Raw genomic sequence first — 25,238 nt, 5'->3', positions numbered from 1 at the left:
GATCAGGGCTGGTCGCCGGCAGAAGCGGGCTTTGCGGTCGTCGAAAGTTCGAAACTGTCGATATAGGCCTCGATCGCCGAGGGCTTGAACACGCGGCCGTCGCAGAAGAGGTCCGGTCCGATCTGCAACGGCGTACCGTCGATCGTCGGCACCACGGATGCCTCCGCCGTTCCTTCGTCCTTGCTGTCGATGGCCGGGATGGGCGTATCGGATCCGGCAAGTGCCTCCCGGTAGAGGTCCGGCCTGAACGCCTTCGCCGTCGCCTCAACGAAGCGCTCGTCGAATCGGATCTGCCCCCAGCGCACCATCTGGCTGTAGATCCAGAGCGCTTGACTGACCCACGGAAAATTGGCCGCCTGCCGGTGAAAGACGAAATAGTCCTTCACGGTGCGGCTCTCGCCGTTGGGATCGACGGCGAATTCACCGAGCAGAACACGCTTCAAAATGGAGGCCGGTGCGCCGACATAGCTGGAATGGGCCAGAATCGAGGCCAGTTCCTCGCGGTTTTCCAGCGCATCGCACCAGCGCGCGGCACCGTCCAGCGCAACGATCAGGCGCTTGACCGTATCGTGGTTCTCTTCGGCCCATTCGGGCCGCATGCCGAGCACCTTCTCAGGGCTCGCGCCCCAGAGATCGGCCTTGGTGGCAACGATGCGGCCATGGCCTTCCTCAACCGCGATCATGTTCCAGGGGGCGCCGACGCAGAAGCCGTCGATGGCGCCGGCCTGCAGCGCGTCCGCGGCCAGAGGCGGCGGAATGACCACCATCCGTACGTCTTGGTCCGGATGAATGCCGGCCGCCGCCATCCAGTAACGGAATTCATAGTTGTGCGAGGAGAAGGGATAGGTCATCGCGAAGACGAGCGTCGGCTCGCCATTCGCCTTGCGATGCTGGACGATCTTCTTCAGTGCCTGGGCATTCGCCATCGACGGCTCGGTTCCGTCGAGACCGCAAAGCTCCTGCATCTGACGATAGAGCGCGATCGACAGCGTGATGGCGTTGCCACCGCGCCCCAGCGCGATCGGCGCGATGATCGGATAGGGATTGGAGCCGACCGACAGGGCGGAGGCCACCGGCATCGGCGCCAGCATATGGGCGACGTCGAACTGCCGGAAGGCCAGCCGGTCGCGGATGTTGGACCAGGAGACATCCTTGACGAGATCGAGTTCCAGCCCCTCCTTGGCGGCAAAGCCCCGTTCGCGGGCGGCAATCAGGACGGCGGCATCGACCAGGGGGATGAACCCGGCCCGGACGTGACGCGGCGTCGGCATGCGCGCTGCTGTCGGCAGGACGCCAGTTGCCTGCTCTCCTGCCCTCCCTTCGCTCATGTCGTCGATCCTCATGCCCGGATATCCATTCCCAAAGAAACCTGCGATCTGTTTCCGAACCCGCTCGTCAAAAGTCCTTGCGGCGCCCTCAGCCTCCAAGCAGGGAGGCGGCCGTCACCACGCTCTGCGCGATTTCCGAAAGCTTCTTCTTTTCATTCATGGCCGACTGCCTGAGCAGCTTGTAGGCCTCTTCTTCCGAAAGATTGCGCGTCTTCATCAGAATGCCCTTGGCCCGTTCCACCACCTTGCGCTCTTCCAGGGCATCACGCGCCTCAGTGAGCTCGCGCTGAAGCTTGGAGAAGGCGTTGAAGCGGCTGACGGTCATGTCGAGGATCGGCTTGACCCTCTCCTTGCGCAGGCCATCGACGATATAGGCCGAGACGCCGGCCTCGATCGCCCGCTCGATCGTCGACGTGTCGGACTGGTCGACGAACATCGCCACCGGCCGGCTCACCATGCGTGAAACCTGGAACATCTGCTCCAGAACGTCGCGGCTGGGATTTTCCAGATCGATGATGACGACGTCCGGATCGATGGCGACGAGACGCCGAAGCAGACTGTTCGTTTCGCGGATGATCGTGATGTCGGTCAGGCCGGCCAGACGAAGCCCCTCTTCCAGAATCGCGGCGCGAACCTGATTCTCGTCGATGACAGCAATGCGCAGAGGGGTTTGGCTCATGGTCGAAGTATCTCAGTCCCGATGGTGCGCCGCAATAGGCCTCATCGGCACATCACCGTATTCGCAAAGCGGCCGGCAATTGCCTTTGCGAATTGCCGGCCGATCCTCGTTTGGCGACGTCTTCCTCGCCCTCAGTTCTGCTTGACCTGAAATCCGAAGGCTCAGGCCACGCGGTCGCGCGGCGCCTCGCCCTTGAAATAGGCCTCAAGGTTTTCAAGAACGCGCCAGCCCATCGCCTCGCGGGTCGACTTCGTGGCCGATCCGAGATGCGGCAGGAGGACGGCATTCTCGCATTCCAGCAGCGACGGCAGAACCTTCGGCTCGCCCTCGAAGACGTCGAGACCGGCGCCGGCGATCGTACCCGCCTGCAAGGCCGCTGCCAGCGCATCGCCGTCAACCACTTCGCCACGCGCCGTGTTGACCAGGATCGCGGTCGGCTTCATCAGCTTGAGACGAGCCTCGTTGATGAGGTGATAGTTTTCCTTGCCGCCCGGCATGTGCAGGGAGATGACGTCGGCTTCCTTGAGCACCGCCTCGATGGCGTCGCGGGCCTCGGCCTTGGTCTCGGCGGCCAGTTCCGGCTTCACCGGGAAGGCATCGTAGTAGATGACCTTCATGTCGAAACCGAAATGCGCCTTGCGGGCGGCTTCGCGGCCGATGCGGCCGAAGCCGAGGACGCCGAAGGTGCCGCCGGAAACGCGGGTGCCGATCATGTGGGTCGGCCGCCAGCCGGTCCACTTGCCGGCGCGCAGCTCGCGCTCGCCCTCGCCGATGCGGCGGGCCGCGGCAAGCATCAACGTGATCGCGAGATCGGCCGTGCAGTTCGACAGGACCTCGGGGGTGTTGGTAACGACGAAGCCGGACTTCTTGGCGGCATCGGTGTCGATATGGCTGTAGCCGACGCCATAGCTCGCGATGATCTTGGTGCGGGCACCGGAGACATCGAGGACGCTGGCGTCGACCTTGTCCGACACGGTCGGGCAGAAGGCATCGTAGTCCATCAGCGCCTGACGCATCTCGTCGGCCGTCATCGGGACGTCGCTCTCGTTAAGCGTCACGTCGTAAAGCTCTTTCAGCTTTGCCTCGACCGCCTCGGGCCAGCGACGAGTGACGAGAACCTTGGGCTTATCGGCCACGTTTTCCCCCTTTTCAGTGATGTTCGTTTCTCTTCAAGCACCTCCGCCCCGTGCTCGCCAAGAGACGGGGCGGAGAATCTTCTATTCCGATGGCGGCATAACTTCAAACGGCGGGTCGTCGCGGCCAGGATTGATGCCTGGTGGGAGGATAGCCGCCCCGCCGTTCCTGCGTTATCCTGCCTTGCGCGCCGGCGTGCCCGCCGCGAGCATCTTCTGCACCGTTGGCCCGAACTCGGCCGGCGTCGGGACGATCGTCACGCCGCAGCCGCGCAGGATCTCGACCTTCTCCGCCGCGCTTTCGCCCGACGAGGACACGATGGCGCCGGCGTGGCCCATCTTGCGGCCCTTCGGTGCGGAGAGACCCGCGATATATGCGCAGACCGGCTTGGTCATGTGGTCGCGGATATATTCGCCAGCTTCCGCTTCCTGCGGTCCGCCGATCTCGCCGATCATCACCACCGCGTCCGTGTCCGGGTCGGCGTTGAAGAGTTCCATCACGTCCTTGAAGGAAGAACCGTTGATCGGATCGCCGCCGATGCCGACCGAGGTCGAGACGCCGATGCCGATCTCCTTGAGCTGCGAGGCAGCCTCGTAGCCGAGCGTACCGGACCGACCGACGATGCCGATGCGGCCCTGCTTGTAGATGTGGCCGGGCATGATGCCGACGAGCGCCTCGCCGGGCGTGATCAGACCGGCGCAGTTCGGCCCGAAAAGCCGCATCCGATCCTCCTTCTTGTAGCGGCGCATGTAGCGCTTCACGCGCATCATGTCCTGAGCCGGAATGCCGTCGGTGATGCAGACCGCGACCTTCACGCCCGCGTCCGCCGCTTCCATGATCGAGTCGGCCGCATAGGGCGGCGGGACGAAGACGATCGAGACCGTCGCTCCCGTCTTTTCGACCGCTTCCTTCATGGTGTCGAAGACCGGCACGCCAAAGGCGGTGGTGCCGCCCTTGCCGGGGGTCACGCCGCCGACGACGGGCGTGCCATACTTGATCATGTCCTCGGCGTGGAAGCCGCCGATCTTGCCGGTGATACCCTGAACGAGGACAGGCGTGTTCTTGTTGATCAGAATCGACATGGCTCTCACTCGGCTGCGGATTTGAAGGACTTGGCGGCCGCCACCGATTTCTCGGCAGCTTCCGCCAACGTGGTGGCCGTGATGACGGGAAGGCCGCTCTCGTCGATGATGCGGCGGCCCTCCTCCACGTTGGTCCCCGCAAGGCGGACCACCAGCGGACGGTCGAGACCGGCCATCTCGACAGCCTTCACGACGCCCTGGGCAACCCAGTCGCAGCGGTTGATGCCGGCGAAGATGTTGACCAGAACCGCCTTGACGTTGGCGTCGGCCGTCACGAGACGGAAGGCTTTCGCCACGCGCTCGGGCGTTGCACCGCCGCCGATGTCGAGGAAGTTCGCCGGCTTACCGCCCGCGAGCTTGATCATGTCCATGGTCGCCATCGCGAGGCCGGCGCCGTTGACGATGCAGCCGACGTCACCTTCGAGACCGACATAGGAGAGACCGCGGTCGGCGGCCTGCGTCTCGCGCGGATCCTCCTGGCTCTTGTCGCGCAGTTCCGCGATATGCGGATGGCGGAAGAGCGCGTTGTCGTCGAAGCTCATCTTGGCGTCGAGGGCTAGAAGGTTGCCTTCGGCCGTCACCACCAGCGGGTTGATCTCCAGCATGGTCGCGTCGTTGTCGCGGAAGGCGCGATAGCAGCCGAGGATCGTCGTCACCGCCTGGGCCAGCGTCTTGGCGTCGAAGCCGAGCGCAAAGGCGAGTTCGCGGGCCTGGAAGGCCTGCATGCCGACGGCCGGCTCGACCGCGATGCGGATGAGGCTTTCGGGCTTCTGCTCCGCGATTTCCTCGATGTCCATGCCGCCCTCGCGGGAGGCCGCGACCATCACGCGCTCGGTCTTACGGTCGAGCACGAAGCCGAGGTAAAGCTCGCGATCGATGTTGCAGCCGGCCTCGACGTAGAGACGGAAGATGCCCTTGCCTGACGGACCGGTCTGGTTGGTCACGAGGCGGCGACCGAGCATGGATTCCGCCGCGTTCTCGACGTCATGCTCGTCCTTGCAGACCTTGACGCCGCCGGCCTTGCCGCGGCCGCCCGTATGCACCTGGGCCTTGACGACCCAGACGCTGCCGCCGATTTCGCGAGCCCGGTAGGCTGCCTGTTCGGGAGAATAGGCGAGCCCGCCGCGCGGGATCGGCACACCGAACTTGGCCAGGATTTCCTTGGCCTGATATTCATGGATGTCCATGGTTTGTTTCCTCCTTGGGAAGCCCTATCCAAGAGCCGTTGCGGCACGCCCCGGACAGCCGCTGTCCTTCCCGGCCTCTTGGGGCCAAGTGACCCGGCCGATCCGCCGGGTCTTTTTCTTGCTCTGGGTCTTCGGCGCGGGCGCAGTGCTTTACTTCTTGCGTCTCCTTGAACCCGCCTCAGCAGGTTCGGTCGTAAGGACGGTCCCGAACGCCCGTGCCAGCGGCCCTTACGCCGCCTTGGCGGCTCCGGACTTGGCCTCGATCGCCTCGGCGACCGTCACGACGTTCTGGGCCATGCGGGCCGACGCCGCGTCGATCATGCGGCCATCGAGCGAGGCTGCGCCCTTGCCCTGGGCCGCCGCCTCGTCAAGTGCCACGAGGATGCGGCGGGCACGGTCAACCTCGGCGGCGGGCGGCGAGAACATGTCGTTGGCCATTTCGATCTGGCTCGGATGGATGGCCCACTTGCCCTCGCAGCCGAGCACGGAGGCGCGCTTGCAGGCAGCGATGTAGGCGTCCGGATCGTTGAAGTCGCCGAAAGGCCCGTCGATGGCACGAAGGCCGAAGGCGCGGCAGGCGGTGACCATGCGGTCGATCGCGGCGTGCCACTGATCGCCCGGATAATCCGGGTTGAGGCCGCCGATGACCACCGTGCGCGAGCGACGCGAGGCGGCGAAGTCGGCGACGCCGAAATGCAGTGCCTCAAGGCGCGAAGTGTAGTGCTGGCGGGCGATATCCTCGACATTGGCCATGCCGATCGCCGTCTCGATGAGGGCTTCAAGGCCGATGCGGTTCGTCAGACCCTTGGCTTCCTCGATCTGGGTCACCATGGCCTCGACCATGTAGAGATCGTGCGGCGTGCCGACCTTGGGCACCAGGATGGTGTCAAGCTTGCTGCCGGCCTGCTCCACCACGTCGACCACGTCGCGGTACATGTAATGGGTGTCGAGGCCATTGATGCGGACCGAGACGGTCTTGCCCTTGGCCTTCCAGTCGATGTCGTTCAGCGCCTCGATGATGTTCTTGCGCGCTTGCACCTTGTCGTTCGGCGCAACGGCGTCCTCAAGGTCAAGGAAGACGAAATCGGCGGCGGAATTGGCCGCCTTCTCGATCATGCTGGGATTGGAGCCCGGACATGCCAGTTCCGACCTCTGCAACCGCGTTGCGACGGGCTTGTATTGCGTGAAGCTCATGGGTTCGTTTCCTTGTTCTTCTTGAACAACTCCGCCCCTCGCGGATGGGGGCGACTTCCTGGCGCTCACCGATTTCCGACGCATTTCGCCGGTTCGGCGTCGACCGTCATCGCGGTCGAAATTCGGGCGCTGCCATACCGTGCGGGAAGGGCTTGCCCAATTCGCTTCGTCGGCGGCGCATCCAGTGACACTAGGGATAAACCCGCCTTGCAGCCTCGACAAGAGCCAAAAGCCCATGCAATGGTGCGACCGTGTGATCCACTCATAAATGGAGCAAAAAGCACATGAGCCATGAGGAGAGGTAATGGCTACACTGCACCGCACACTCCCCCCGATGAACAGCCTGGTGATCTTTGAGGCGGCTGCTCGCCATCTCAATTTCACGCACGCCGCCAACGAGATGGGCATGACGCAGGCAGCCGTCAGCCGTCAGATCCAGTCGCTGGAGGCCGACCTGGGCGCTCCGCTCTTCGTCCGGCAGGCGCGTGGCATCCAACTCACCAAGCAGGGCGAGAGGCTGCGACACGCGGTGACCATGGGGCTGGAATATATCGCGACGACGAGCGAGGACATCCGCCGGCGACAGCGCCGGCCACGGGAACTCACCGTCGCCACCTCGGTCAGTTTCGCGTCCTACTGGCTGGTGGGCCGGCTGGCGAAGTTCCGTTCGCAGCATCCGGAGATAGACCTGAGGCTGATGGCGTCGGCGCAGGTGTCCGACCTGCTCTCATCGGGCATCGACATCGCCGTGCGCTATGGGTTCGGCCACTGGCTGGGGCTCGATTCGGAGAAGCTTTTTTCCAACGAGGTCTGGCCCGTCTGTGCGCCGCGCTATCTGGAAGGGCGCCCGGCCGTGAAGAGCGCCGCCGCTCTTGCCGGCGAGACCCTGCTGCATCTTGCAAGCTTCGACGCGAACTGGGTGACCTGGGACAGCTTCTTCCGTTCGCTGAACCTGCCCGACCCCGACAAGGCGCACGGCATTTCCTTCGACAACTATCTGGTCCTGCTACAGGCGGCCTTGCGCGGCGAAGGCATTGCGCTTTGTGGGCAACGGCTGGCGGAGGATTTCATCAGCCGCGGCGATCTGGTGCGGCCGGTCGATGTGGCCCTATCCTCGCAGAAGGCCTTCTATCTCGTCTATCCGGAAAAGACGGAACTGACTGAACCGGCTCAGCTTTTTCGGGAATGGATGCGTGAGGAAGTCAAGGCCGAGGGGCGGCTGCCGGACATCTCGGCCTTCGGCAGCGGCGAGTAAGGCCGCCTCCCCGATCCATCGGCAAGGCTGCCCCGTCCGCCTCACAGACCTCGCGGACCAAAGCGGTTCGACTTCGGGAAGCCCGACGGCGGCAGACGGCCGGCGAGCCCGCGATCGCCGACCCAGTCGGCCAGTTCGGCGAGTGTGCGCAGATAGGTGCTGCCGGCCGACGTGGTCCAGGAAAGTCCCTGTTCGCCGGAGAAGACCCGGACGTCCGACAGGCCGCCTTCCTTGTAGCGCTGAAGCCGGACGCCCTTGCCTCGGCTCATTTCCGGTACCTGCGACATCGGGAAGATGACGAGCTTGCGGTTTTCGCCAATCACCGCGACCTGATCGCCCTGGATGGGGACGAACAGCTTCGCTTCAATCTTGCCGCCGACGTTGAGAACCTGCTTGCCCTTGCGGGTCGTCGCGACCAGCTCGGTCTCCGGCACCACGAAGCCGTAGCCGTCGGTCGAGGCGATCAGCAGCTTGCGGCCGGGCTTGTGGACGAAGATGTCGACCACATCGGCGCCTTCCTCGATGTCGACCATCAAGCGCACCGGCTCACCGTTGCCGCGGCCGCCGGGCAGCTTGTCGGCACCGAGCGTGAAAACCTTGCCGTTGGTGGCGAGGATCAGCAGCTTGTCGGTCGTCTCGGCCGGGAAGGCCGTCTTCAGTTCGTCACCGGCCTTGAAGGTGAGGCCCGAGAAGTCGGTGAGGTGGCCCTTCATCGCCCGGATCCAGCCCTTCGTCGAGAGTACGACCGTAATCGGTTCGCGCTCGATCAGGGCGTGGCTGATGTCATCGGCGTCGTGCTTGACGGCTTCACCGAAGGTCGTGCGGCGTCGACCGAGCTCGGTTTCCGGACCGAAGGTCTTGTGGACATCCGCGATTTCCTTGCGGACCGCCTTCCACTGCTTCTTCTCCGAGTCCAGCAGCGACTCGAGGTCTTCCTTCTCCTTGGAGAGTTTGTCGTGCTCGGTGCGGATCTCGATTTCCTCAAGCTTGCGCAAGCTGCGCAGGCGCATGTTGAGGATTGCCTCGGCCTGCGTGTCGGTCAGCGACCAACGGGCCATCATGACGGCCTTCGGCTCATCCTCCTCGCGGATGATACGGATGACCTCATCGATGTTGAGGAAGGCGATGAGGTAACCCTCGAGGATCTCCAGGCGCTTGAGGATCTGGTCGAGGCGATGGCGCGAACGGCGCTGGAGGACTTCGCGTCGGTGGTCCAGCCACTCCCTCAGCACCTGATCGAGGCCGATGACATTCGGCACCTGACCGCGCGAGAGCACGTTCATGTTGAGCGAAATGCGCGATTCCAGCTCGGTCAGCTTGAACAGCGACTCCATCAGGAGATTGGCGTCGACGCTGCGCGAGCGCGGCTCGAAGACAATGCGGATGTCCTCGGCGCTCTCGTCGCGAACGTCAGCCAGAAGCGGCAGGCGCTTGGCCTGCAACAGCTCGGCGATCTTCTCGATCAGGCGGGATTTCTGCACCTGATAGGGAATCTCGGTGACGACGGCGACCCAGGTGCCTCGTCCGAGATCCTCGACATACCAGCGCGCGCGAACGCGGAAGCCGCCGCGACCGGTGCGGTAGGCCTCGGTAATCGACACCGGGTCGTCGATCAGGATGCCGCCGGTCGGGAAATCCGGCCCCTGCACGAAATCGACCAGCTTCTCGATGGGTGCGTCGGGATGATCGATCAGGTACATCGCCGCGTCGCAGAGTTCGGCGGCGTTGTGCGGCGGGATGCTGGTCGCCATGCCGACGGCGATGCCGGACGACCCGTTGGCGAGAAGATTGGGGAAGGCCCCCGGCAGGACGATCGGCTCGCGGTCCTCGCCGTCATAGGTCTCGCGGAAGTCGACCGCGTCCTGGTCGAGGCCATCGAGCAGCAGGCTCGCCACTTCCGTCAGGCGGGCCTCGGTGTAGCGCATGGCGGCGGCGTTATCGCCGTCGATGTTTCCGAAGTTTCCCTGCCCGTCCACCAGCGGATAGCGCTGGGCAAAATCCTGCGCGAGGCGCACCAAGGCATCGTAGACCGACTGGTCGCCGTGCGGATGGTATTTACCGATGACGTCGCCGACGACACGGGCGCATTTTTTGAAGCCCTGCCCCGGATCGAGGCGAAGCAGGCGCATGGCATAGAGCACACGCCGGTGCACGGGTTTCAGGCCATCGCGCACATCTGGCAGCGCGCGGTGCATGATGGTCGACAGCGCATAGGCAAGGTAGCGCTCTTCCAGCGCCGTGCGCAGGTTGACCGGCTCGATTCCACCGGAATTCTCGTCAGGAGGCGTCTTCTCGTTTCCCATATGTCCCGATTAGGCGATCTGGCGCGCAAGGGCAACGAATCGCCATTGGATTTGCGCATTTTCCATTGGTTTTCCGCAGAATTCTGCGGGTCTTTACGCCTTGCCCAGCCACGCACGGCATCACGAGCCGACCGGACGCCCGCCGATCGTCAAGAGGGCGCGGATATCGTCGTCATCGGCCATCCACCGGTTGAGGTTGGCAATCGAGACGATGCGGTCGTCCTCGCCGACGCCGGCGAGATGTTCATAAGGGTCGAAGGGATCGCCAAGGCTGGAAAGAACGGCGAAGGCACCGGTAAAATCCTGTCCTCTCGTATAGAGGCTCGGCGTGATGATGGTTCGAAGGCCTGCCGCCGTCGCAGCCGTCAGTCCGATGGCGCTGTCTTCCAGGGCAAGGCAGCTTTGAGCCGGCAGCTTCAGGCGCCTCAGGACTTCCTTGTAGACGTCCGGCGCTGGCTTCTTGTGCGCCACCATATCGCCCGTGACAATGACGTCGAAGGCGTTGAGGCCCTCGAAATCGAGGCAGGCCATCAGCAATGCCTCGACGTTGGACAGGCTGGTGGTCGTGGCGATGGCAAGCTTCACGCCGGCCACACGCGCCTCGCTCACGAGGCGTTCCACGCCCGAGCGCAGCCGCGCCGTCTGATTGTCGAGAAGCTTCAGGTAGCGGTCACTCTTGAACTTGTAGATCTCGTCAAGACGCGCCAACGCCTCGTCCGCGCCGGGTGGCGAGTAGGTCTTGAGGTAATATTCGATCCGCTCGCGCCCGCCGGAGACGACCATGAGCTCGCGATAGAGCTCAGGATCCCAGGAAAAGCCGAGACTGAAGGCGTGAAAGGCCGCGTTGCAGGCCGTGCGGTGAACCTCGGCGGTTTCCGACAGCGTTCCGTCAACGGCAAAAATGAGCGCCTTGAGCGGGCTCATGACCAGCCTTTCCAATCCATGATGAGATCATGCGACAGTATTGCACCAAACGGCTTTGCTGCGGGTAAACGGCACAGAAAAGGCGTTTAGATCAGGTCGCGAAAATCGGCGATGACCTTGTCCGCGCCAAGTTCGCCCGGCGGCACGGCCGTATAGCCGTAGGGTACGACGACGACGGGCATTCCTGCCGCCCTCGCCGCACCAACATCGGCGCCGCTGTCACCGACGAAAAGTCCCGACGCCGGCTCGATCCCGAGTTGCCGCGCCACCTCCAGCACCATGTTGGGCGCCGGCTTGCGCGGACCGCCAAAATCGCCGCCAACCACGACGGGAATGTAGGGATCGAGGCCAAGCTTGCCAAGGATGTCGCGGCTGACCCCTGCCGGCTTGTTGGTGCAGACCGCCATCCGAATGCCCCTTGTCGCAATCGCCTCGACGGTTTCCTTCACATGCGGGAAAAGCGTCGTCAGATGAGCCGCCCGCGGCTCGTAGATCGCGCGGAACCGGTCCGTCATGGCCGACAGTCCGCCGTCGGCCAGACTCACGTCGCGAGCCGCAAACCCGCGCTGAACCAGCTTTTCGACGCCATGGCCGATCATCTTCGAAATGCGCTCCATGCCAAGCGCTTCATGGCCTTCGGAAAGAATCAGCTCATCGAGGGCATCCGCGATATCAGGCAGCGAATCGATGAGCGTTCCGTCGAGATCGAAGACATAGGCAGATGGCACGCGGTCGGTTTCCTTGCGTCTTCGGGGGCGGTGTCAGGCGACAGCTGCACGGATCGCCGCGATATTGGCGCGATAGGCGTCTTCCTTGCCGCCCTTGAAAACGGCGGATCCAGCAACGAGGACGTCGGCTCCAGCGCGCGTCACAAGCGGCGCCGTCTCGGGCGTCACGCCCCCGTCGATCTCGATGTGGATCGGACGGTCGCCGATCATCTTCTTTACCCGGGCGACCTTTTCAACGACCGCCGGAATGAAAGCCTGACCGCCGAATCCGGGATTGACGGTCATCAGCAGAATGAGGTCGATCCGGTCCAGCACATACTCAAGAACGGTCTCGGGCGTCGACGGATTGAGGACGACTCCGGCCTTCTTGCCGAGGGCGCGGATGGCCTGGAGCGAGCGATCCAGATGGACGCCGGCTTCGGCATGGACCGAGATGATGTCCGCGCCCGCGTCGGCGAAGGCCTCCAGATAGGGATCGGCCGGCGCGATCATCAGGTGCACGTCAAAAACGAGCTTGGAGTATTTCCGCATCGCCTTGATGACGGGCGGGCCGAAGGTGATGTTCGGTACGAAATGGCCGTCCATCACATCGAGATGGATCCAGTCGGCCCCTGCCCGCTCGACCGCCGCCAGTTCGTCGGCTAGGCGCGCGAAATCGGAGGAAAGCATGGACGGGGCAATCAGCACGGACATCGAAACGGTTCCACGTCCGGGCGGCAAACGTCTGGCTGCCCGGTTCCGCGGCCTGCCTCGCATGGCAGGCCGGTCAGATCAAGAGATTTGGTGACGGCCGGCCCTTGACCGATTGTCCGAGGGCCGGCCGCAATCAGGATACTGTCAGGCCGCGATCTTCTGGTCGAGGCTGCCGCCTGCATAGCGCTTGGCCATATCGGGCAGCGGAATGACCTTGATCTTCGGCGCCATGCCGGCCGCGCCGAACTGCTCGTAACGCAGCTTGCAGAGCGCGCGCATCGCTTCCTTGGCGGGTTTCAGATACTTGCGCGGATCGAACTCGCCCGGCTTCTCGGCGAAAACCTTGCGGATCGCGCCCGACATCGCCAGACGGCAATCGGTGTCGATGTTGACCTTGCGCACGCCGAACTTGATGCCGCGCAGGATTTCCTCGATCGGCACGCCCCAGGTCTGGGGCATTTCACCGCCATACTGGGTGAAGATGTCCTGCAATTCCTGCGGAACCGACGACGAGCCGTGCATGACGAGATGGGTCGTCGGCAGGCGGCGGTGAATCTCCTCGATGACGTTCATCGCCAGGACTTCGCCGTCGGGCTTGCGGGAGAACTTGTAGGCGCCGTGGCTGGTGCCCATGGCCACCGCCAGCGCATCGACCTGCGTCGCCTTGACGAAATCCACGGCCTGCGCCGGATCGGTCAGGAGCTGGCTATGGTCAAGCTCGCCTTCCGCGCCATGGCCGTCCTCGGCTTCGCCGGTGCCGGTCTCAAGCGAGCCGAGCACGCCGAGTTCGCCCTCCACCGAGGCGCCGACCCAGTGGGCGAAATCGGTGACACGGCGGGTGATGTCGACATTGTAGTCGTAGGACGCCGGCGTCTTGCCATTGGCCTCCAACGAACCGTCCATCATCACGGAGGTGAAGCCGTGCTGGATCGCGCTCATGCAGGTGGCTTCGTTGTTGCCGTGGTCCTGGTGCATGCAGATCGGAATATGCGGGTAGATTTCGCTCAGCGCTTCGATCATGCGGGCGAGAATGATGTCGTTGGCGTATTCGCGGGCGCCGCGGCTTGCCTGCAGGATCACCGGCGCGTCAACCGAACTTGCGGCCTCCAGAACGGCCAGTCCCTGTTCCATGTTGTTGATGTTGAATGCCGGCAGCCCGTAGCCGTATTCCGCGGCATGATCGAGAAGCTGTCGAAGCGTAATGCGAGCCATCCAGAAACTCCTGTCCCTCACAATGTCCGGGCGCCATATCTCCGGGGTCGGTGCTGTACTCCCCCACACCCAAATCCGGGCCGGCGCGCCAGGTTCCAATCAGTATGCCGCTACAGTCGGTCGACCTCGTGACGTTCCGATGAGAAATTCATGTGCCGATTCATTCAAAATCGAATGGCCGGCTTTTGGCGTCTTTTTAACGTCTCATGCATAACTCATGCGGCAACAGCAAGAAATTCCCCCATTGGTCTTGGCCGCAAAGACTTTCGATCAGACTTAACGCTGCCAATTCATCCCGAAAGGCCCGACCGGACTGCAAACTTGTGGGATCGGTCGGCGACAGTCGCTGGTATGCCACAGATCAGGATTCGAGAACAGACGGGACAACACGCCATCTGCCCCATCCTTTGGCTATCGGCCTGCGGCGAATTTTCTCACATGTGGAAAGATGACGTCGCCGATGCCTGCCCGCTCAGCGGACGAGCCGAAGCGCTGCGGCGAAAACGGCTTCCGCCGTCAGGCCATAGCAGTCATAGAGGTCCTCGGCGCTTCCCGACGCACCGAATTCGTCGAGACCGATGAAGACGTCGTCTTCCCCGAGGAAGCGATCCCACGGATCGCGCACGGCCGCCTCGATGGCGACTTTCGGCTTGGTGCCGAGCACTCTGCGGCGATATTCCGGGCCCTGCTGGCGGAAGAGCTCAAAGCAAGGCATCGAGACGACCGCGGCCTTCACGCCTTCCTCTTCCAGCATCCCGGCCGCCTCGACGGCAATAGCGACCTCGGATCCGGAGGCGAGCAGCGTCACATCCCGGTCGGCCGTCGCCCCGGCGATGAGATAGGCGCCGCGCGCGGCCATGTTCTCCGCCGAGACGGAGGTCCGCAGCGTTGGAAGCGCCTGTCGCGACAGGCAGATCAGGGAGGGCACGCCTTCCTGCTCCAGCGCGCTCTGCCAGACCTCGGACGTCTCGACCGCGTCCGCGGGACGGAAGACATTGATGTTGGGCATCGCCCGGAAGGAGGCCAGATGCTCGATCGGCTGATGCGTCGGCCCGTCCTCGCCAACCCCGATCGAGTCATGGGTCATCACGTAGACGACGTTGAGGCCCATCATCGCCGACAGGCGGATGGCGGCGCGGCAGTAATCGGAAAACGCGAGGAAGGTGGAGCCATAGGGAACGAAGCCGCCATGCAGACTGATCCCGTTCATCACGCCGGCCATCACATGTTCGCGGATGCCGTAGTGGACGTAGCTGCCGTCGAACTTGCCCGGCTTGATCGCCTTCTGACCGAGGGCACGGGCGCCGGTGAGACCGGCCAGATCCGCGGCGCCGCCCATCAGTTCGGGCATGACGGGCATGATCGCGTCGAGCACCTTGCGGGAGGATTGCAGCGTCGGAACCTCGGGGCGCTCCTTCGCAAGCGCCAGCTTGACACTGACCAGCGCATCGCGGGCCTCGTCGCCGAGAGGCGGCGCCCGGCGCAGCAGCCGGCGCTGGGCCGGCCCGGCATTGGCATATCGCCGGTCCCATTCCTCACGCTTTGTCCCGCTGCGCCGCCCAAAGTCGCGCCAGGCGGTCAGAACCGGGGCGGGCACGGTGAAGGGCGCCGTTTCCCAGCCCATGGCCTTGCGCGCGCGGGCGATTTCCTCAGCGCCGAGCGGCGTGCCATGAACGTGGTTGCCGCCGGCCATGGTCGGTGCGCCGCGTCCGATCTGGGTGCGGCAGGCGATCAGCGACGGCCGATCCGTGCGGCGTGCCTCGCCGATGGCCTGACGGATTTCAGTCGGATCATGGCCGTCGACGGCCCTGACCCACCAGCCGCAGGCGGCAAAGCGGGCGAGATGGTCGGTCGAGGTGGACATACGGGTCGGGCCGTCGATGGAGACCTTGTTGTCATCGAAGAGGACGATGAGCTTGGATAGGCGCAGATGGCCTGCAAGTTCGATCGCCTCTTGCGACAGCCCCTCCATGAGGCAGCCGTCGCCCGCAATGACGTAGGTGAAATGGTCGACGAGATCGTCGCCGAGCCGCGCGTTCATCATGCGCTCGGCAATCGCCATCCCGACGGCGGAGGCCATGCCCTGCCCGAGCGGACCGGTGGTTGCCTCGACGCCCGGCAAGGTACCGTATTCCGGATGCCCCGGGGTCCTGGAGCCGAGCTGGCGGAAGGACTTCAGGTCGTCGATGGTGACGTCCTTGTAGCCGGTCAGATAGAGCAGCGAATAAAGCAGCATCGATCCATGGCCGGCCGACAGGACGAAGCGGTCGCGGTCCGGCCAGCCGGGTACCTGGGGATCGAATTTCAGAAAGCGCGAGAAAAGGACGGTCGCAACGTCCGCCATGCCGAGCGGCATGCCGGGATGGCCGGAACCGGCCATCTCCACCGCGTCCATGGTCAAGAGCCGGATGGCATTGGCCAGGTCGTTATGATCCGCATCGGGAAAAGTCGCATCCGGCTCATCGGCGATGAACGGGTAACGCGCCGTGAACGCCTCTTCCTTCAAGTCTGCGCCAGTCTCCATGACCGCTAAACCGCCCTGCTCTTGCGATCGATGAGCCTCAAGATCTTCGGCGTCAGGATGAGCTGCATCGCCAGCTCCATCTTGCCTCCGGGCACGACAATCGAATTCGCCCGCGACATGAAGCTGTCATGGATCATGGACAGCAGGTAGGCGAAGTCAATGCCTCTCGGACTGCGAAACCGTATCACAACCATCGATTCATCGGCAGTGGGGATCCAGCGTGCGACGAAAGGATTAGACGTGTCGACGGTCGGAACCCGCTGGAAATTGATGTCCGTCTCGGTGAATTGCGGGCAGATGTAGTGCACATAGTCGTGCATGCGGCGGAGAATAACGTCGGTCACGGCCTCGGTGGAATAGCCGCGCATTTCCTTGTCACGGTGGATTTTCTGTATCCACTCCAGATTGATAACGGGAACAACGCCGATCTTCAGATCGGCATGGCTGGCGATATCAAGCTCCGGCGAGCGATAGGCTCCGTGCAGCCCCTCGTAAAAGAGAAGATCGCAGTCATCCTTGAACTCCAGCCATGGCGTGAACGTGCCCTGGGGAGCGCCGAACATCTGCTCTTCCTGCAGATTGTGGACATACTGCCGAGTGCGGCCCGTTCCCTGCTTGCCGAACTCGGCGAAGATGCCTTCAAGCTTGTCGAGTTGGTTGGCCTCGGGGCCGAAGTGGCTGAAATGCGGATTGCCCTTGGCGACCTCCTCGGCCACCTTCTTCTTCATCGCCACGCGGTCGTAACGGTGAAAGGCATCGCCCTCGATGAAGGCGGCCTTGATGCCTTCCCGACGAAAAATCCGCTCGAATGTGTTCTTGACCGATGTCGTTCCCGACCCCGACGACCCGGTCGTCGCAATGATGGGAAAGCGCTCCGACACGCTCCGTCCTCCCCTAAGGATCTCCGCGTCAGCTCATGAAGAGGCCGCGAGAGCCGAAAAGCGGGGAATCTTCGCCGCGCCGCTCGGGATTTGCGATGTAGAGCCCGATCCGTTCGACCTCCGAGGCGGCGCCGAAGACAAGACCGGTGCGCTGATGCAGTTCGGTGACGTCGATGTCGAGGATGCGCTGCGTTCCATCCGTCGCCTTGCCGCCGCACTGCTCGATCACCATGGCGACCGGGTTGGCCTCGTAGAGGATGCGCAGGCGTCCGTGCGTATATCCCTTGCGCGCGTCGCCCGGATAGAGGAACACGCCGCCGCGCGAGAGAATGCGCGATGCATCGGCCACCAGCGAGCCGACCCAGCGCATGTTGTAGTTCTTCTCCAGAGGTCCGTCCTTGCCGGCGAGGCAATCGTCGACATAGTTGCGAAGGCCGGCCGCCCAGTGACGGTAGTTCGAGGCATTGACCGCGTATTCGGCCGTCTCAGGTGCGATGGACACCTTTTCCGCGACCAGAACGAATGCGCCGTTCGAGCGATCGAGCGTGAAGATGTCGGTGCCCTCGCCCAGCGTGAGCACGATATCCGTGTGCGGCCCATAGACGACGAAGCCGGCGGCAAGCTGGCGCGATCCCGGCACCAGGAACGGGCTCGCCTCGCCCTCGACGGGCAGGATCGAGAAGATCGTGCCGACGGAGACATTGGTATCGATGTTGGAAGACCCATCCAGCGGGTCGGTCGCGACCGCCACGAGGCCGCCCGGTGTCAGAACCTCGGCTTCGTCGGCCTCTTCGGAGGCGACCATGCCAACGCCGCGGCGACGCAGCGCGGCCACGACGATCTCATGCGAGCGGACATCCAGCGCTTTTTGCGCGTCGCCGCCGGAGTTGTTGCCGACAATGGCGCCCTGATCCGGGTTGATGGCGCCCTGACCGCAAACGCCGGCCAGTTCGATGCCCGCCTCGGCCAGAGCGAACACGGCCTCGGCCACCGCCTTGCGCACGGCATCGCCGCCAGCCCAGCTCTCCAGGTATTCCGTCAACCCGGTCCCGATCGCCATCCAGTCCTCTCCGATCTTCAAACGCAAGTTGCCCGCGGACCGATCATGCCCCTTGTCCGCATGATCGGCGCCGCAAGGTCCCCCTCCTCGCAACGTCTTCCATCCTCTAGAGCAAATCCTCCATGAAAGAAACAGCAAGGACGAGACACTCGGTCGCAAGGGCCCTGAATTCGCGGCGTTTTTCGTTTGTTTGCAAACGATAAGCCGTCCCTTCCGGCATTCCTTCGCCGCCTCTCGGGACGACTGGGCTGACGGCCCCTCGACAACAGGCAAAATTCAACTAAAGATATCGGGTCAGTCGTTCAGAAAAACTTTAAAAGCTCAAGATTCGACGATGCGTCACGTCACACTGAAGCAGTTGCGTTGCCTGGCCGCGGTCATCTCCACGGGGAGCGTCACCAAGGCGGCCTCCGTGATGAACGTCACGCCGCCAGCCATCACCGCGCAGATCAAGTCGCTGGAAGACCAGGTCGGTCTTGCCGTCGTCGAGCGCATCTCCGAACGCTTCGAGGCAACGCCGGCCGGCGCCGAAATCGCCGAGACGCTGACCAAGATCGAAACGCTGCTGGCGGAATGCAGCGATGCGCTGGCCGAACTGAAGGATGCCGGGGCAGGAAAGGTCTCCGTCGGCATCATCTCCACAGCGCGCTATTTCGCGCCGTTTGCCATCGCCGCCTTTCAGAAGACACGGCCGCGCGTCTCGATCAACCTCATGGTCGGCAACCGCGAGCGCACGCTGACGGCCCTCAGGGGCTATGAAATCGATCTTGCGATCATGGGCCGGCCGCCGCGCGATTTCGACGTCGAGGCGGACGTCATCGGCGACCATCCGCTCGTCATGATCGCTCCGCCCGATCATCCGCTCGCCGGAAAGCGCGGCATCACGCTTGCCGATCTTGGAGACGAGACGTTTCTGGTGCGCGAAAACGGGTCGGGCACCCGCTACGCCTTCGAGGGATTTCTTTCGGCCAAGACCGATCTGATGAAATACCGCAGCCTCGAGATGAACTCGAACGAGACCATCAAGCAGGCCGTCATGGCGGGGCTCGGGATTGCCTTCATCTCGGGCCACACGGTCTCTGTGGAAGTCCAGGCCGGGCGCCTGACGTTGCTCGACGTCGAGGGCCTTCCGGTGCAGCGCAAGTGGTTCCTTGTCCGGCGCACGGACAAGCGGCTGCTTCCGGCCGCCAACGCCCTTTGGGATTTCTGGGTCAGCGAGGGGGCGACGTTCCTGCCGGAGCTTCCGCTCATGGAAGACCTGCTGCAGGATTGATGTCTCGGCTATTCAGATATTGTGATCCGGGGACGGCGCAGAAGCGTATATACTGGCGAATTCGATGCTCGATGATCTTCGAATCTGCTTGCCGGAGAACCCTTCATGGACACGCTCGATGTCGTTCTTCTTGTCTGCCTCCTCGCCGATCCATCCGCTTGCGAGGAAAAGCTGATTCCGGTTCAGAACCACGGCAGCCTTGCCGCCTGCGTCTGGGAGGCCCAGCCATACATCGCCCAGTGGTCGGCCAGTCATCCCAACTACACCATCAAGAAGTGGCACTGCGAGAATCCGCGCAATCACCGCGTCAAGATTTGAGGCGCACTTGCCGGACTTCTTTTCAGGTGGCCAATGAAATGCCCTTGGCCGCTCCTGTTTGACATCTGCCTGCGCCCATCCGGGCCCGTTCTGCTCTGATCAATGGCATGCGCAAGACGTCCGGAGATTTCGGGGCATCAATGCAACGTGATTTTACGGTGTTGACGCAAGCGCCTATCGGAACCGCTCTTGGCGGACATCTTCTCGACGAACAAAAATCAGCGCATTTCATTCCCGGCTTTTTCAAACCAAGCGTTATATGAGAAGACGTTCCTGCCTGGCTGGGACGGGGCATGGACGATGGCACAGACGTTTCTTCTCACGACCATTGCAATGATCGCTTTTGCCGGGAATTCGCTTCTGGCGCGCACCGCCCTTGCAGACGGTGAGATCGATGCGGCGAGCTATACGGCGATCCGTCTCATTTCAGGCGGCATCCTTCTCCTCGCCTTGCTCATGCGCGACAGACGGAGCACGCCTCTGCGCGACATGCCGGGGGACTGGGTGTCGACGTTCGCCCTCTTTGCCTACGCCCTCGCCTTCTCGCTCGCCTATCTTCGGCTTGGCGCGGCCACAGGCGCGCTGATTCTCTTCGCCTCCGTCCAGGGAACGATGATCTCCTGGGCGTTTTTCGGCGGCGACAGGCCGACGCCCGTGGAGATGATCGGCCTGACAGCCGCGTTTCTCGCCTTCATCTATCTCGTGCTGCCCGGCCTCAGCGCGCCGGATCCGCTGGGCAGCGCGCTGATGATGGTCTCGGGCATTTCCTGGGGGGTCTACACCTTGAAGGGGCGAGGCACGAAAGCTCCGCTGAACCAGACGGCCGGGAACTTCATCCGGTCGATCCCGCTCTGCCTGCCACTTCTGGCAATCGGACTGCTGATGCACCGTCCAAGCTGGCATGGCGTTCTGCTGGCGCTTGCGTCGGGCGCCATCGCGTCCGGTCTCGGCTATGCCATCTGGTACCGGACCCTGCCGCACCTTTCGACCGCCAAGGCTGCCGTCGTTCAACTGACCGTGCCCGTCATCGCGGCCTTTGGTGCCGTTGCCCTGCTCGGCGAGGCGCTCACGCCGCGTTTCCTCACGACAAGCGTCGTCATTCTCGGCGGCGTGGCGCTGGCGATCTCGGCAAAGACGCGGCGAGCGGCCTGACGGCCGTCCGGCTCACAGAGTGCGGTAGACGTAGTCGGGCGGAACGTCGGCCGCCTCGGCCAGCGCAAGCTCCTGCATCTTCGCATGGAGCGGCGACTTGATACAGGCGGGATCGGTCGCGCCGGCGTCACCCGCGTAGGCCATCGCCTGGCAGCGGCAGCCGCCCCAGTCCGCTTCCTTGCGTTCGCAGGACTTGCAGGGTTCGGGCATCCAGGCCGTGCCGCGATAGGCGTTGAACGCCTCGCTCTTGGCCCAGATCCAGTCGAGCGGCTTGTCCTTGACGTTCTCGAAGGTCAGGTGCGGGATCGATTCCGCCGCATGGCAGGGCAACACCTTGCCCGACGGCGTGACGTTGAGGCCAACCCGGCCCCAGCCGCCCATGCACGCCTTGGGGTATTTTGCATGATGGTCCGGCGGCACGTAGTCAATGACCAGCGTTCCTTTGAGGCGCTCGCGCGCCTCCTCGACGACCTTCGTGCAGGCATCGACCTGCTCGCGGGTCGGCATCAGGGCGGCGCGGTTCACATAGGCCCAGCCGTGAATCTGCGTGTGGGCAACCTCGATGCGGCGGGCGCCAAGCTTCACCGCCAGTTCGATGGCTTCGGCCGTGCGGTCGAGGTTGCGCCGGTGCATGACCGCGTTGACCGTCAGCGGGATCCCCTCGGCCGCCACCCATGCGGCGACCTTCATCTTCTGGTCGAAACCGCCCTTGTAGCCACCGATGAGGTCGGCCATCTCGGCGTCGGTTCCCTGAACCGACAACTGGATATGGTCGAGGCCGCGCTTGGACAGATCCTTCACCCGCGCCTCGGTCAGACCGACGCCGGAGGTGATCAGGTTGGTGTAGAGGCCGGCTTCGACGGCAACGGACAGCAGTTCTTCCAGGTCACGACGCGCCGCCGGCTCGCCGCCGGAGAAATGGACATGCAGAACGCCCATTTTCGCGGCCTGACGGAGCACTTCCGCCCACTGCTCGGTGGAAAGCTCGTCGGAGCGTTTCGCCATTTCCAGCGGGTTGGAGCAATAGGGGCATTTCAGCGGGCAGCGGTAGGTCAGTTCCGCCAGCATCGCCATCGGAACGGGGACGCGGACGGCCTCGACCGGCGCCTTGACGGGGGCAGTCACGTTCATGACGTCACCTCCAGCATTCGCTTGTCCATCAGATCGACCAGAAGCTTGCGGACGTCGACGGCAATCTGATCGCGCGGCGCGGCATATTTCTCGGCAAGGCTATCGACGATTTCCGCGAAGGTGCGAACTCCGTCGGTCTCGCCGAGGATGGCCGCCGCGATCGGATCGAGCCGCAGGGCCCGTTCGGGCGCGAGCAGCATTGTCGTGTCGCGCGCCTCGTCCCAGCGCGTGCGAACGCCGCGCGCCAGCTTGGGCACGGCCGTGTCGGCAAGGCGTTCTTCCGGTGTTGCCGCCGAGGACGAGACTTCCGTCATTATGCCGCCGCTCCAATCGCCTTCATAATGCCCTCACCCGGGCGCCAGGCACCCGGCGCCGGCATGGCCGGGCTTACATAGGCCATATAGAGCGCATCGAGCTGAGCCCAAAGCACTTCCGTCTTGAAGGTCAGCGCGGCAAGCACCGCCTGCTGCTGCTCGACGGTCTTCGCATGCGTCTTGACGTATTCGAGCGCAAAGCCCGCATCGCGCGGCGCCTGATCGAGGCGACGGCGGAAATAGGCAACGACCTTGTCGTTGATGAAGTCGTAGCCTTCCAGCATGCCGGAAATGCGCTGCTTGTGGAGGTTTGGAGCAAAAAGCTCGGTCAGCGACGAGGCGACGGCCTCCAGCAGCGTCTTTTCCGCAACGAAGCGGACATAGGCTTCGACGGCAAACTTGGTCGCCGGCAAAGCGCCCTGCTTGGAGATCACATAGTCCCGGTCGAAACCAAGGCCGTCGGTGAGAACGAGCCAGCGGTCGATGCCGCCTTCCTCGCCCTCAAGACCATCGTGGTCGGTGATGCGGTGCAGCCATTCCTTGCGCAGTTCGCGGTCGTCGCAGCGCGCCATCAGGGCAGCGTCCTTGCGCGGGATAGCGGACTGGTAGCAATAGCGGTTCAGCGCCCAGGCCTGCACCTGCTCCCTGGTGCACTTGCCGCCATGCAGAAGATCATGAAACGGATGCAGGCTGTGATAGCGCTCCGCGCCGATCTTCCTCAGAGCTGCTTCCAGTTCGTCCGGCGTCATCGGTTGTGTCTGCGGCGCTGTCATAGCTTACCTCCATGCCGTCAAAGGCAATTTTCCACCCTTGGGATTCCGCCTGCCGACGCTCTTCAGAGGTGTCGTTCAGAACGGGATTTGTATTGTTGATATGCAGGAAGACCTTGCTGGCGATGCCGAGGCCGGCGAAGGCCGCAATCGAGCCATCGGGCCCGCTCATCGACATGTGCCCCATGCGCTTGCCGGTCTTGGTCCCGACGCCCATGCGGACCATCTCGTCATCCTGCCAGAGCGTGCCATCGAAGAAGACGCCGTCGGCGCCCCTGATCCTTGCGGCAAGCGCATCGGTCATGCGGGCGCATCCGGGAATATAGTAGACCCTCTCGCCCGCCGGGCCGCGCAGTTCGACGCCGACCGTCTGCTCGCCCTCGAGATCCGTGTCGACGACGTCGCCTTCGAGGTAGAGCGGCACCTTTCCCGGCACCGGGAACAGCATCGCCGTGACACCCTCGACCAGCGTGAAGGGCTCTTCCAGCGCGATGACCGTGCGGGACACCAGTTCAGGATCGAGCGCACCGAAAATGGGATTGTCCGAGATCACCTCGGCAATACCGCTCGTCGACAGGAGGTTGAACGGCTGCTTCTCGCGCAGCGTCAAAAGACCCGCGACATGATCGATGTCGCCGTTGGTCAAGAGAACGGAAGCGATCGGTGTGTGCCGCGACCCGACTTTCGCGGGGTCTCCCGGCTGAATTTGCGGGTTTCTCTGGATCTGCTGCCCGATATCCGGCGAGGCGTTCAAGATCGCCCAGCGAAGGCCATCAGCACTGACCGCGAGAGAAGATTGCGTTCGCGCCTCGAACCCGGGCTCGCCCCGCCTCACGGCGGCGCAGTTCGCGCAGTTGCAGTTCCATTGCGGGAAGCCGCCCCCGGCCGAAGCCCCCAGAACGAGAGCGCGAAGCCGCGGTGAAGCGGCTCCGGCCCCATGAATCATGACATGCGGTCCGGAAATCAGACTTCCGGCGGGAAGTACATGTTGATTTCCATGCCGACGCAGAGTTCTTCAACCTTCGGGGTATTCCAAGCCATTTTCATTTCCTCCTCTTTGAATTTCGCCTGCCGACTCCTGAGAGAAGCGCCGGAAGGCAATCTTCAACATCGGGGTCTTTAGTTGCGAACCGCCGAGATATCTCGATCAGTTCCAGGGTACGGTGACGGTTCGGGTGACGGGTCGCAAGTTAAGCTTCCGTAATGATCCCGCTTGCTGCGGAAGAGGTTACGGGAACGGCCAGAACCCGGCGACGGCCGCCGCGCTTGCACTTGAAGCCGGCACCCGGATAGTCAAAAGAATCCGGTCAAATCTCAGTAAAAGAACGTAGGGTGATGTTGAATTATTGTTATAATAGATAATCTTTTTAGAAACGCGACAAGATCATGATAATCTACCTCGCCTCAACACAACAAACATGATCCGAATCGTTTTAAAATTTTCACATCTCATATTTTCTCGATAGAACCGTCACAAACTATCGTATTATCATTATTTGAATACGCTTGTGATTCCATTTTCTGAATCTACAGTTAGGTATATTCCGTTTTTGGACATGCGATTTACTTTTTATTCTTTCTTTTCATCGACACTCCCCAAATTGCATTGGCTGCAAAACCCACAATCATGAACGGTCTGACACTCAGGTCTGGTCGGAAAGCGAGTTCGTCATGACAGTGCCCCGCAGCATTCGCGTTGGCTCACACCCCGTGCGGCGTCGTGCCACGCGTATCGGCGGACGCATGAAGGTGATGGTGCTGACGATGAAGGGGCCCATTCCCGGCAACATCGTCGACCTCAGCCTGACCGGTTGCTGCATCGAATGTGCGGTCCTGCCGCCCATGTGCCTGATGGCCAACCTGCTGATCGGCGAAGACGGCCTGCAGATCAAGGCGCAGCGGCGCTGGGTCAGCCAGAAACTCTCGGGATGGAAGTTCGTTTTCGCACCGCAGGAAATCGTGCGCCTGCACGAAATCATCGAGCAGAACGCTTATCATCTGTCCGGCGACGGCGACTGACGCTCGGCCCCAAAACCCCGGCGCAGGACGAGCAACGCCAGAGCATTTCGTTCTTCCGGAGCTTCGGACATGCATCG

The 25,238-nt window shown here is 63.1% G+C and carries 23 protein-coding genes and 1 pseudogene; 5 read left to right on the top strand and 19 right to left on the bottom strand.

All coding sequences use genetic code 11. The annotated features are described in order from the left end of the window. Nucleotides 1-2: 2 nt before the first annotated feature. The 6 genes from HDIA_RS11145 to HDIA_RS11120 form a co-directional block, all read right to left on the bottom strand. Entirely contained in the window at nt 3-1,343 is a 1,341-nt protein-coding gene (locus HDIA_RS11145) for a CmpA/NrtA family ABC transporter substrate-binding protein (RefSeq protein ID WP_099556227.1), read from the bottom strand. A 73-nt stretch (nt 1,344-1,416) separates the two neighbouring features. Further along, on the bottom strand, nt 1,417-2,007 hold the full coding sequence (locus HDIA_RS11140; RefSeq protein ID WP_099556226.1) for an ANTAR domain-containing response regulator: 591 nt from the start codon (nt 2,005-2,007) through the stop codon (nt 1,417-1,419). Between the two features lie 161 nt (nt 2,008-2,168). Continuing rightward, nucleotides 2,169-3,143 (bottom strand): 2-hydroxyacid dehydrogenase, encoded by a 975-nt coding sequence (locus HDIA_RS11135; protein WP_099556225.1) that lies wholly within the window; start codon nt 3,141-3,143, stop codon nt 2,169-2,171. A 171-nt stretch (nt 3,144-3,314) separates the two neighbouring features. Further along, on the bottom strand, nt 3,315-4,223 hold the full coding sequence (gene sucD, locus HDIA_RS11130; RefSeq protein ID WP_099556224.1) for a succinate--CoA ligase subunit alpha: 909 nt from the start codon (nt 4,221-4,223) through the stop codon (nt 3,315-3,317). Nucleotides 4,224-4,228: 5 nt separating this feature from the next. After that, entirely contained in the window at nt 4,229-5,410 is a 1,182-nt protein-coding gene (locus tag HDIA_RS11125; protein ID WP_099556223.1) for a malate--CoA ligase subunit beta, read from the bottom strand. A 228-nt stretch (nt 5,411-5,638) separates the two neighbouring features. Then, nucleotides 5,639-6,604: an HpcH/HpaI aldolase/citrate lyase family protein gene (locus HDIA_RS11120; protein WP_099556222.1), complete on the bottom strand. Its 966-nt coding sequence runs from the start codon at nt 6,602-6,604 to the stop codon at nt 5,639-5,641. Nucleotides 6,605-6,908: 304 nt separating this feature from the next. On the opposite strand from HDIA_RS11120, the gene gcvA reads away from it, so the two are divergent. Next, nucleotides 6,909-7,859: a transcriptional regulator GcvA gene (gcvA, locus tag HDIA_RS11115; protein WP_099556221.1), complete on the top strand. Its 951-nt coding sequence runs from the start codon at nt 6,909-6,911 to the stop codon at nt 7,857-7,859. 41 nt (nt 7,860-7,900) lie between these two features. Here gcvA and parC read toward each other — a convergent pair whose 3' ends face one another. From parC to HDIA_RS11075, 8 genes are all read right to left on the bottom strand, one after another. Further along, entirely contained in the window at nt 7,901-10,162 is a 2,262-nt protein-coding gene (gene parC / locus HDIA_RS11110; RefSeq protein ID WP_099556220.1) for a DNA topoisomerase IV subunit A, read from the bottom strand. Nucleotides 10,163-10,282: 120 nt separating this feature from the next. Then, nucleotides 10,283-11,086, bottom strand: a complete 804-nt coding sequence (locus HDIA_RS11105; protein ID WP_099556219.1) for an HAD-IA family hydrolase — start codon at nt 11,084-11,086, stop codon at nt 10,283-10,285. An 86-nt stretch (nt 11,087-11,172) separates the two neighbouring features. After that, nucleotides 11,173-11,814, bottom strand: coding sequence for a phosphoglycolate phosphatase (gene gph, locus HDIA_RS11100; RefSeq protein WP_099556218.1), 642 nt, complete (start codon nt 11,812-11,814; stop codon nt 11,173-11,175). A 33-nt stretch (nt 11,815-11,847) separates the two neighbouring features. Continuing rightward, on the bottom strand, nt 11,848-12,507 hold the full coding sequence (rpe, locus tag HDIA_RS11095) for a ribulose-phosphate 3-epimerase (protein WP_099556217.1): 660 nt from the start codon (nt 12,505-12,507) through the stop codon (nt 11,848-11,850). 144 nt (nt 12,508-12,651) lie between these two features. Next, nucleotides 12,652-13,719 carry a class II fructose-bisphosphate aldolase gene (fba, locus tag HDIA_RS11090; RefSeq protein ID WP_099556216.1) on the bottom strand — a complete coding sequence of 356 codons (1,068 nt, stop codon included), beginning with the start codon at nt 13,717-13,719 and terminating at the stop codon, nt 12,652-12,654. Between the two features lie 472 nt (nt 13,720-14,191). After that, on the bottom strand, nt 14,192-16,225 hold the full coding sequence (gene tkt / locus HDIA_RS11085; RefSeq protein ID WP_425432934.1) for a transketolase: 2,034 nt from the start codon (nt 16,223-16,225) through the stop codon (nt 14,192-14,194). A 23-nt stretch (nt 16,226-16,248) separates the two neighbouring features. Then, complete coding sequence (locus HDIA_RS11080) at nt 16,249-17,124, bottom strand: phosphoribulokinase (RefSeq protein WP_099556214.1); 876 nt, start codon at nt 17,122-17,124, stop codon at nt 16,249-16,251. 28 nt (nt 17,125-17,152) lie between these two features. Further along, complete coding sequence (locus HDIA_RS11075) at nt 17,153-18,184, bottom strand: class 1 fructose-bisphosphatase (protein WP_099558846.1); 1,032 nt, start codon at nt 18,182-18,184, stop codon at nt 17,153-17,155. A gap of 334 nt (nt 18,185-18,518) precedes the next feature. Here HDIA_RS11075 and HDIA_RS11070 point away from each other — a divergent pair, with 334 nt between their 5' ends. The 3 genes from HDIA_RS11070 (at nt 18,519) to HDIA_RS11060 (ending at nt 20,927) form a co-directional block, all read left to right on the top strand. Beyond that, entirely contained in the window at nt 18,519-19,457 is a 939-nt protein-coding gene (locus HDIA_RS11070; RefSeq protein ID WP_099556213.1) for a LysR substrate-binding domain-containing protein, read from the top strand. Nucleotides 19,458-19,562: 105 nt separating this feature from the next. Then, nucleotides 19,563-19,775 (top strand): hypothetical protein, encoded by a 213-nt coding sequence (locus HDIA_RS11065; RefSeq protein WP_099556212.1) that lies wholly within the window; start codon nt 19,563-19,565, stop codon nt 19,773-19,775. Nucleotides 19,776-20,075: 300 nt separating this feature from the next. Further along, on the top strand, nt 20,076-20,927 hold the full coding sequence (locus HDIA_RS11060) for a DMT family transporter (RefSeq protein ID WP_099556211.1): 852 nt from the start codon (nt 20,076-20,078) through the stop codon (nt 20,925-20,927). A 12-nt stretch (nt 20,928-20,939) separates the two neighbouring features. Here HDIA_RS11060 and pqqE read toward each other — a convergent pair whose 3' ends face one another. From pqqE to pqqA, 5 genes and pseudogenes are all read right to left on the bottom strand, one after another. Beyond that, entirely contained in the window at nt 20,940-22,052 is a 1,113-nt protein-coding gene (gene pqqE / locus HDIA_RS11055; RefSeq protein ID WP_425432946.1) for a pyrroloquinoline quinone biosynthesis protein PqqE, read from the bottom strand. Between the two features lie 2 nt (nt 22,053-22,054). Beyond that, the gene (gene pqqD / locus HDIA_RS11050) at nt 22,055-22,372 is read right to left on the bottom strand and encodes a pyrroloquinoline quinone biosynthesis peptide chaperone PqqD (protein WP_099556209.1); all 318 of its coding nucleotides are present in this window, start codon (nt 22,370-22,372) and stop codon (nt 22,055-22,057) included. Continuing rightward, entirely contained in the window at nt 22,372-23,145 is a 774-nt protein-coding gene (gene pqqC / locus HDIA_RS11045) for a pyrroloquinoline-quinone synthase PqqC (protein WP_099556208.1), read from the bottom strand. The genes pqqD and pqqC overlap by 1 nt, the downstream gene beginning before the upstream one ends. 10 nt (nt 23,146-23,155) lie before the next feature. Further along, nucleotides 23,156-24,088, bottom strand: a pseudogene (gene pqqB / locus HDIA_RS11040) (pyrroloquinoline quinone biosynthesis protein PqqB); the annotation flags it as partial. A gap of 17 nt (nt 24,089-24,105) precedes the next feature. Beyond that, nucleotides 24,106-24,183, bottom strand: coding sequence for a pyrroloquinoline quinone precursor peptide PqqA (pqqA, locus tag HDIA_RS11035; RefSeq protein ID WP_099558845.1), 78 nt, complete (start codon nt 24,181-24,183; stop codon nt 24,106-24,108). A 630-nt stretch (nt 24,184-24,813) separates the two neighbouring features. Between pqqA and HDIA_RS11030 the strand changes: the two genes are divergently transcribed. Continuing rightward, nucleotides 24,814-25,161 (top strand): PilZ domain-containing protein, encoded by a 348-nt coding sequence (locus HDIA_RS11030; protein WP_157775503.1) that lies wholly within the window; start codon nt 24,814-24,816, stop codon nt 25,159-25,161. The last annotated feature ends 77 nt before the right edge of the window (nt 25,162-25,238 follow it).

It is taken from the genome of Hartmannibacter diazotrophicus, assembly GCF_900231165.1.
Taxonomy (GTDB): Bacteria; Pseudomonadota; Alphaproteobacteria; order Rhizobiales; family Pleomorphomonadaceae; genus Hartmannibacter; species Hartmannibacter diazotrophicus.
The sequence above is the reverse complement of the archived record's forward strand: the minus strand, read 5'-3'. Positions and strand labels throughout refer to the sequence as shown.

Coding starts and splice junctions, on each gene's coding strand:
- HDIA_RS11145 (WP_099556227.1), bottom strand. CDS start 1,343: ATGAGGATCGACGACATGAGCGAAGGGAGGGCAGGAGAGCAGGCAACT.
- HDIA_RS11140 (WP_099556226.1), bottom strand. CDS start 2,007: ATGAGCCAAACCCCTCTGCGCATTGCTGTCATCGACGAGAATCAGGTT.
- sucD (WP_099556224.1), bottom strand. CDS start 4,223: ATGTCGATTCTGATCAACAAGAACACGCCTGTCCTCGTTCAGGGTATC.
- HDIA_RS11125 (WP_099556223.1), bottom strand. CDS start 5,410: ATGGACATCCATGAATATCAGGCCAAGGAAATCCTGGCCAAGTTCGGT.
- HDIA_RS11120 (WP_099556222.1), bottom strand. CDS start 6,604: ATGAGCTTCACGCAATACAAGCCCGTCGCAACGCGGTTGCAGAGGTCG.
- gcvA (WP_099556221.1), top strand. CDS start 6,909: ATGGCTACACTGCACCGCACACTCCCCCCGATGAACAGCCTGGTGATC.
- parC (WP_099556220.1), bottom strand. CDS start 10,162: ATGGGAAACGAGAAGACGCCTCCTGACGAGAATTCCGGTGGAATCGAG.
- HDIA_RS11105 (WP_099556219.1), bottom strand. CDS start 11,086: ATGAGCCCGCTCAAGGCGCTCATTTTTGCCGTTGACGGAACGCTGTCG.
- rpe (WP_099556217.1), bottom strand. CDS start 12,507: ATGTCCGTGCTGATTGCCCCGTCCATGCTTTCCTCCGATTTCGCGCGC.
- fba (WP_099556216.1), bottom strand. CDS start 13,719: ATGGCTCGCATTACGCTTCGACAGCTTCTCGATCATGCCGCGGAATAC.
- HDIA_RS11075 (WP_099558846.1), bottom strand. CDS start 18,184: ATGGCGATCGGGACCGGGTTGACGGAATACCTGGAGAGCTGGGCTGGC.
- HDIA_RS11070 (WP_099556213.1), top strand. CDS start 18,519: ATGCGTCACGTCACACTGAAGCAGTTGCGTTGCCTGGCCGCGGTCATC.
- HDIA_RS11065 (WP_099556212.1), top strand. CDS start 19,563: ATGGACACGCTCGATGTCGTTCTTCTTGTCTGCCTCCTCGCCGATCCA.
- HDIA_RS11060 (WP_099556211.1), top strand. CDS start 20,076: ATGGCACAGACGTTTCTTCTCACGACCATTGCAATGATCGCTTTTGCC.
- pqqD (WP_099556209.1), bottom strand. CDS start 22,372: ATGACGGAAGTCTCGTCCTCGGCGGCAACACCGGAAGAACGCCTTGCC.
- pqqC (WP_099556208.1), bottom strand. CDS start 23,145: ATGACAGCGCCGCAGACACAACCGATGACGCCGGACGAACTGGAAGCA.
- pqqA (WP_099558845.1), bottom strand. CDS start 24,183: ATGGCTTGGAATACCCCGAAGGTTGAAGAACTCTGCGTCGGCATGGAA.
- HDIA_RS11030 (WP_157775503.1), top strand. CDS start 24,814: ATGACAGTGCCCCGCAGCATTCGCGTTGGCTCACACCCCGTGCGGCGT.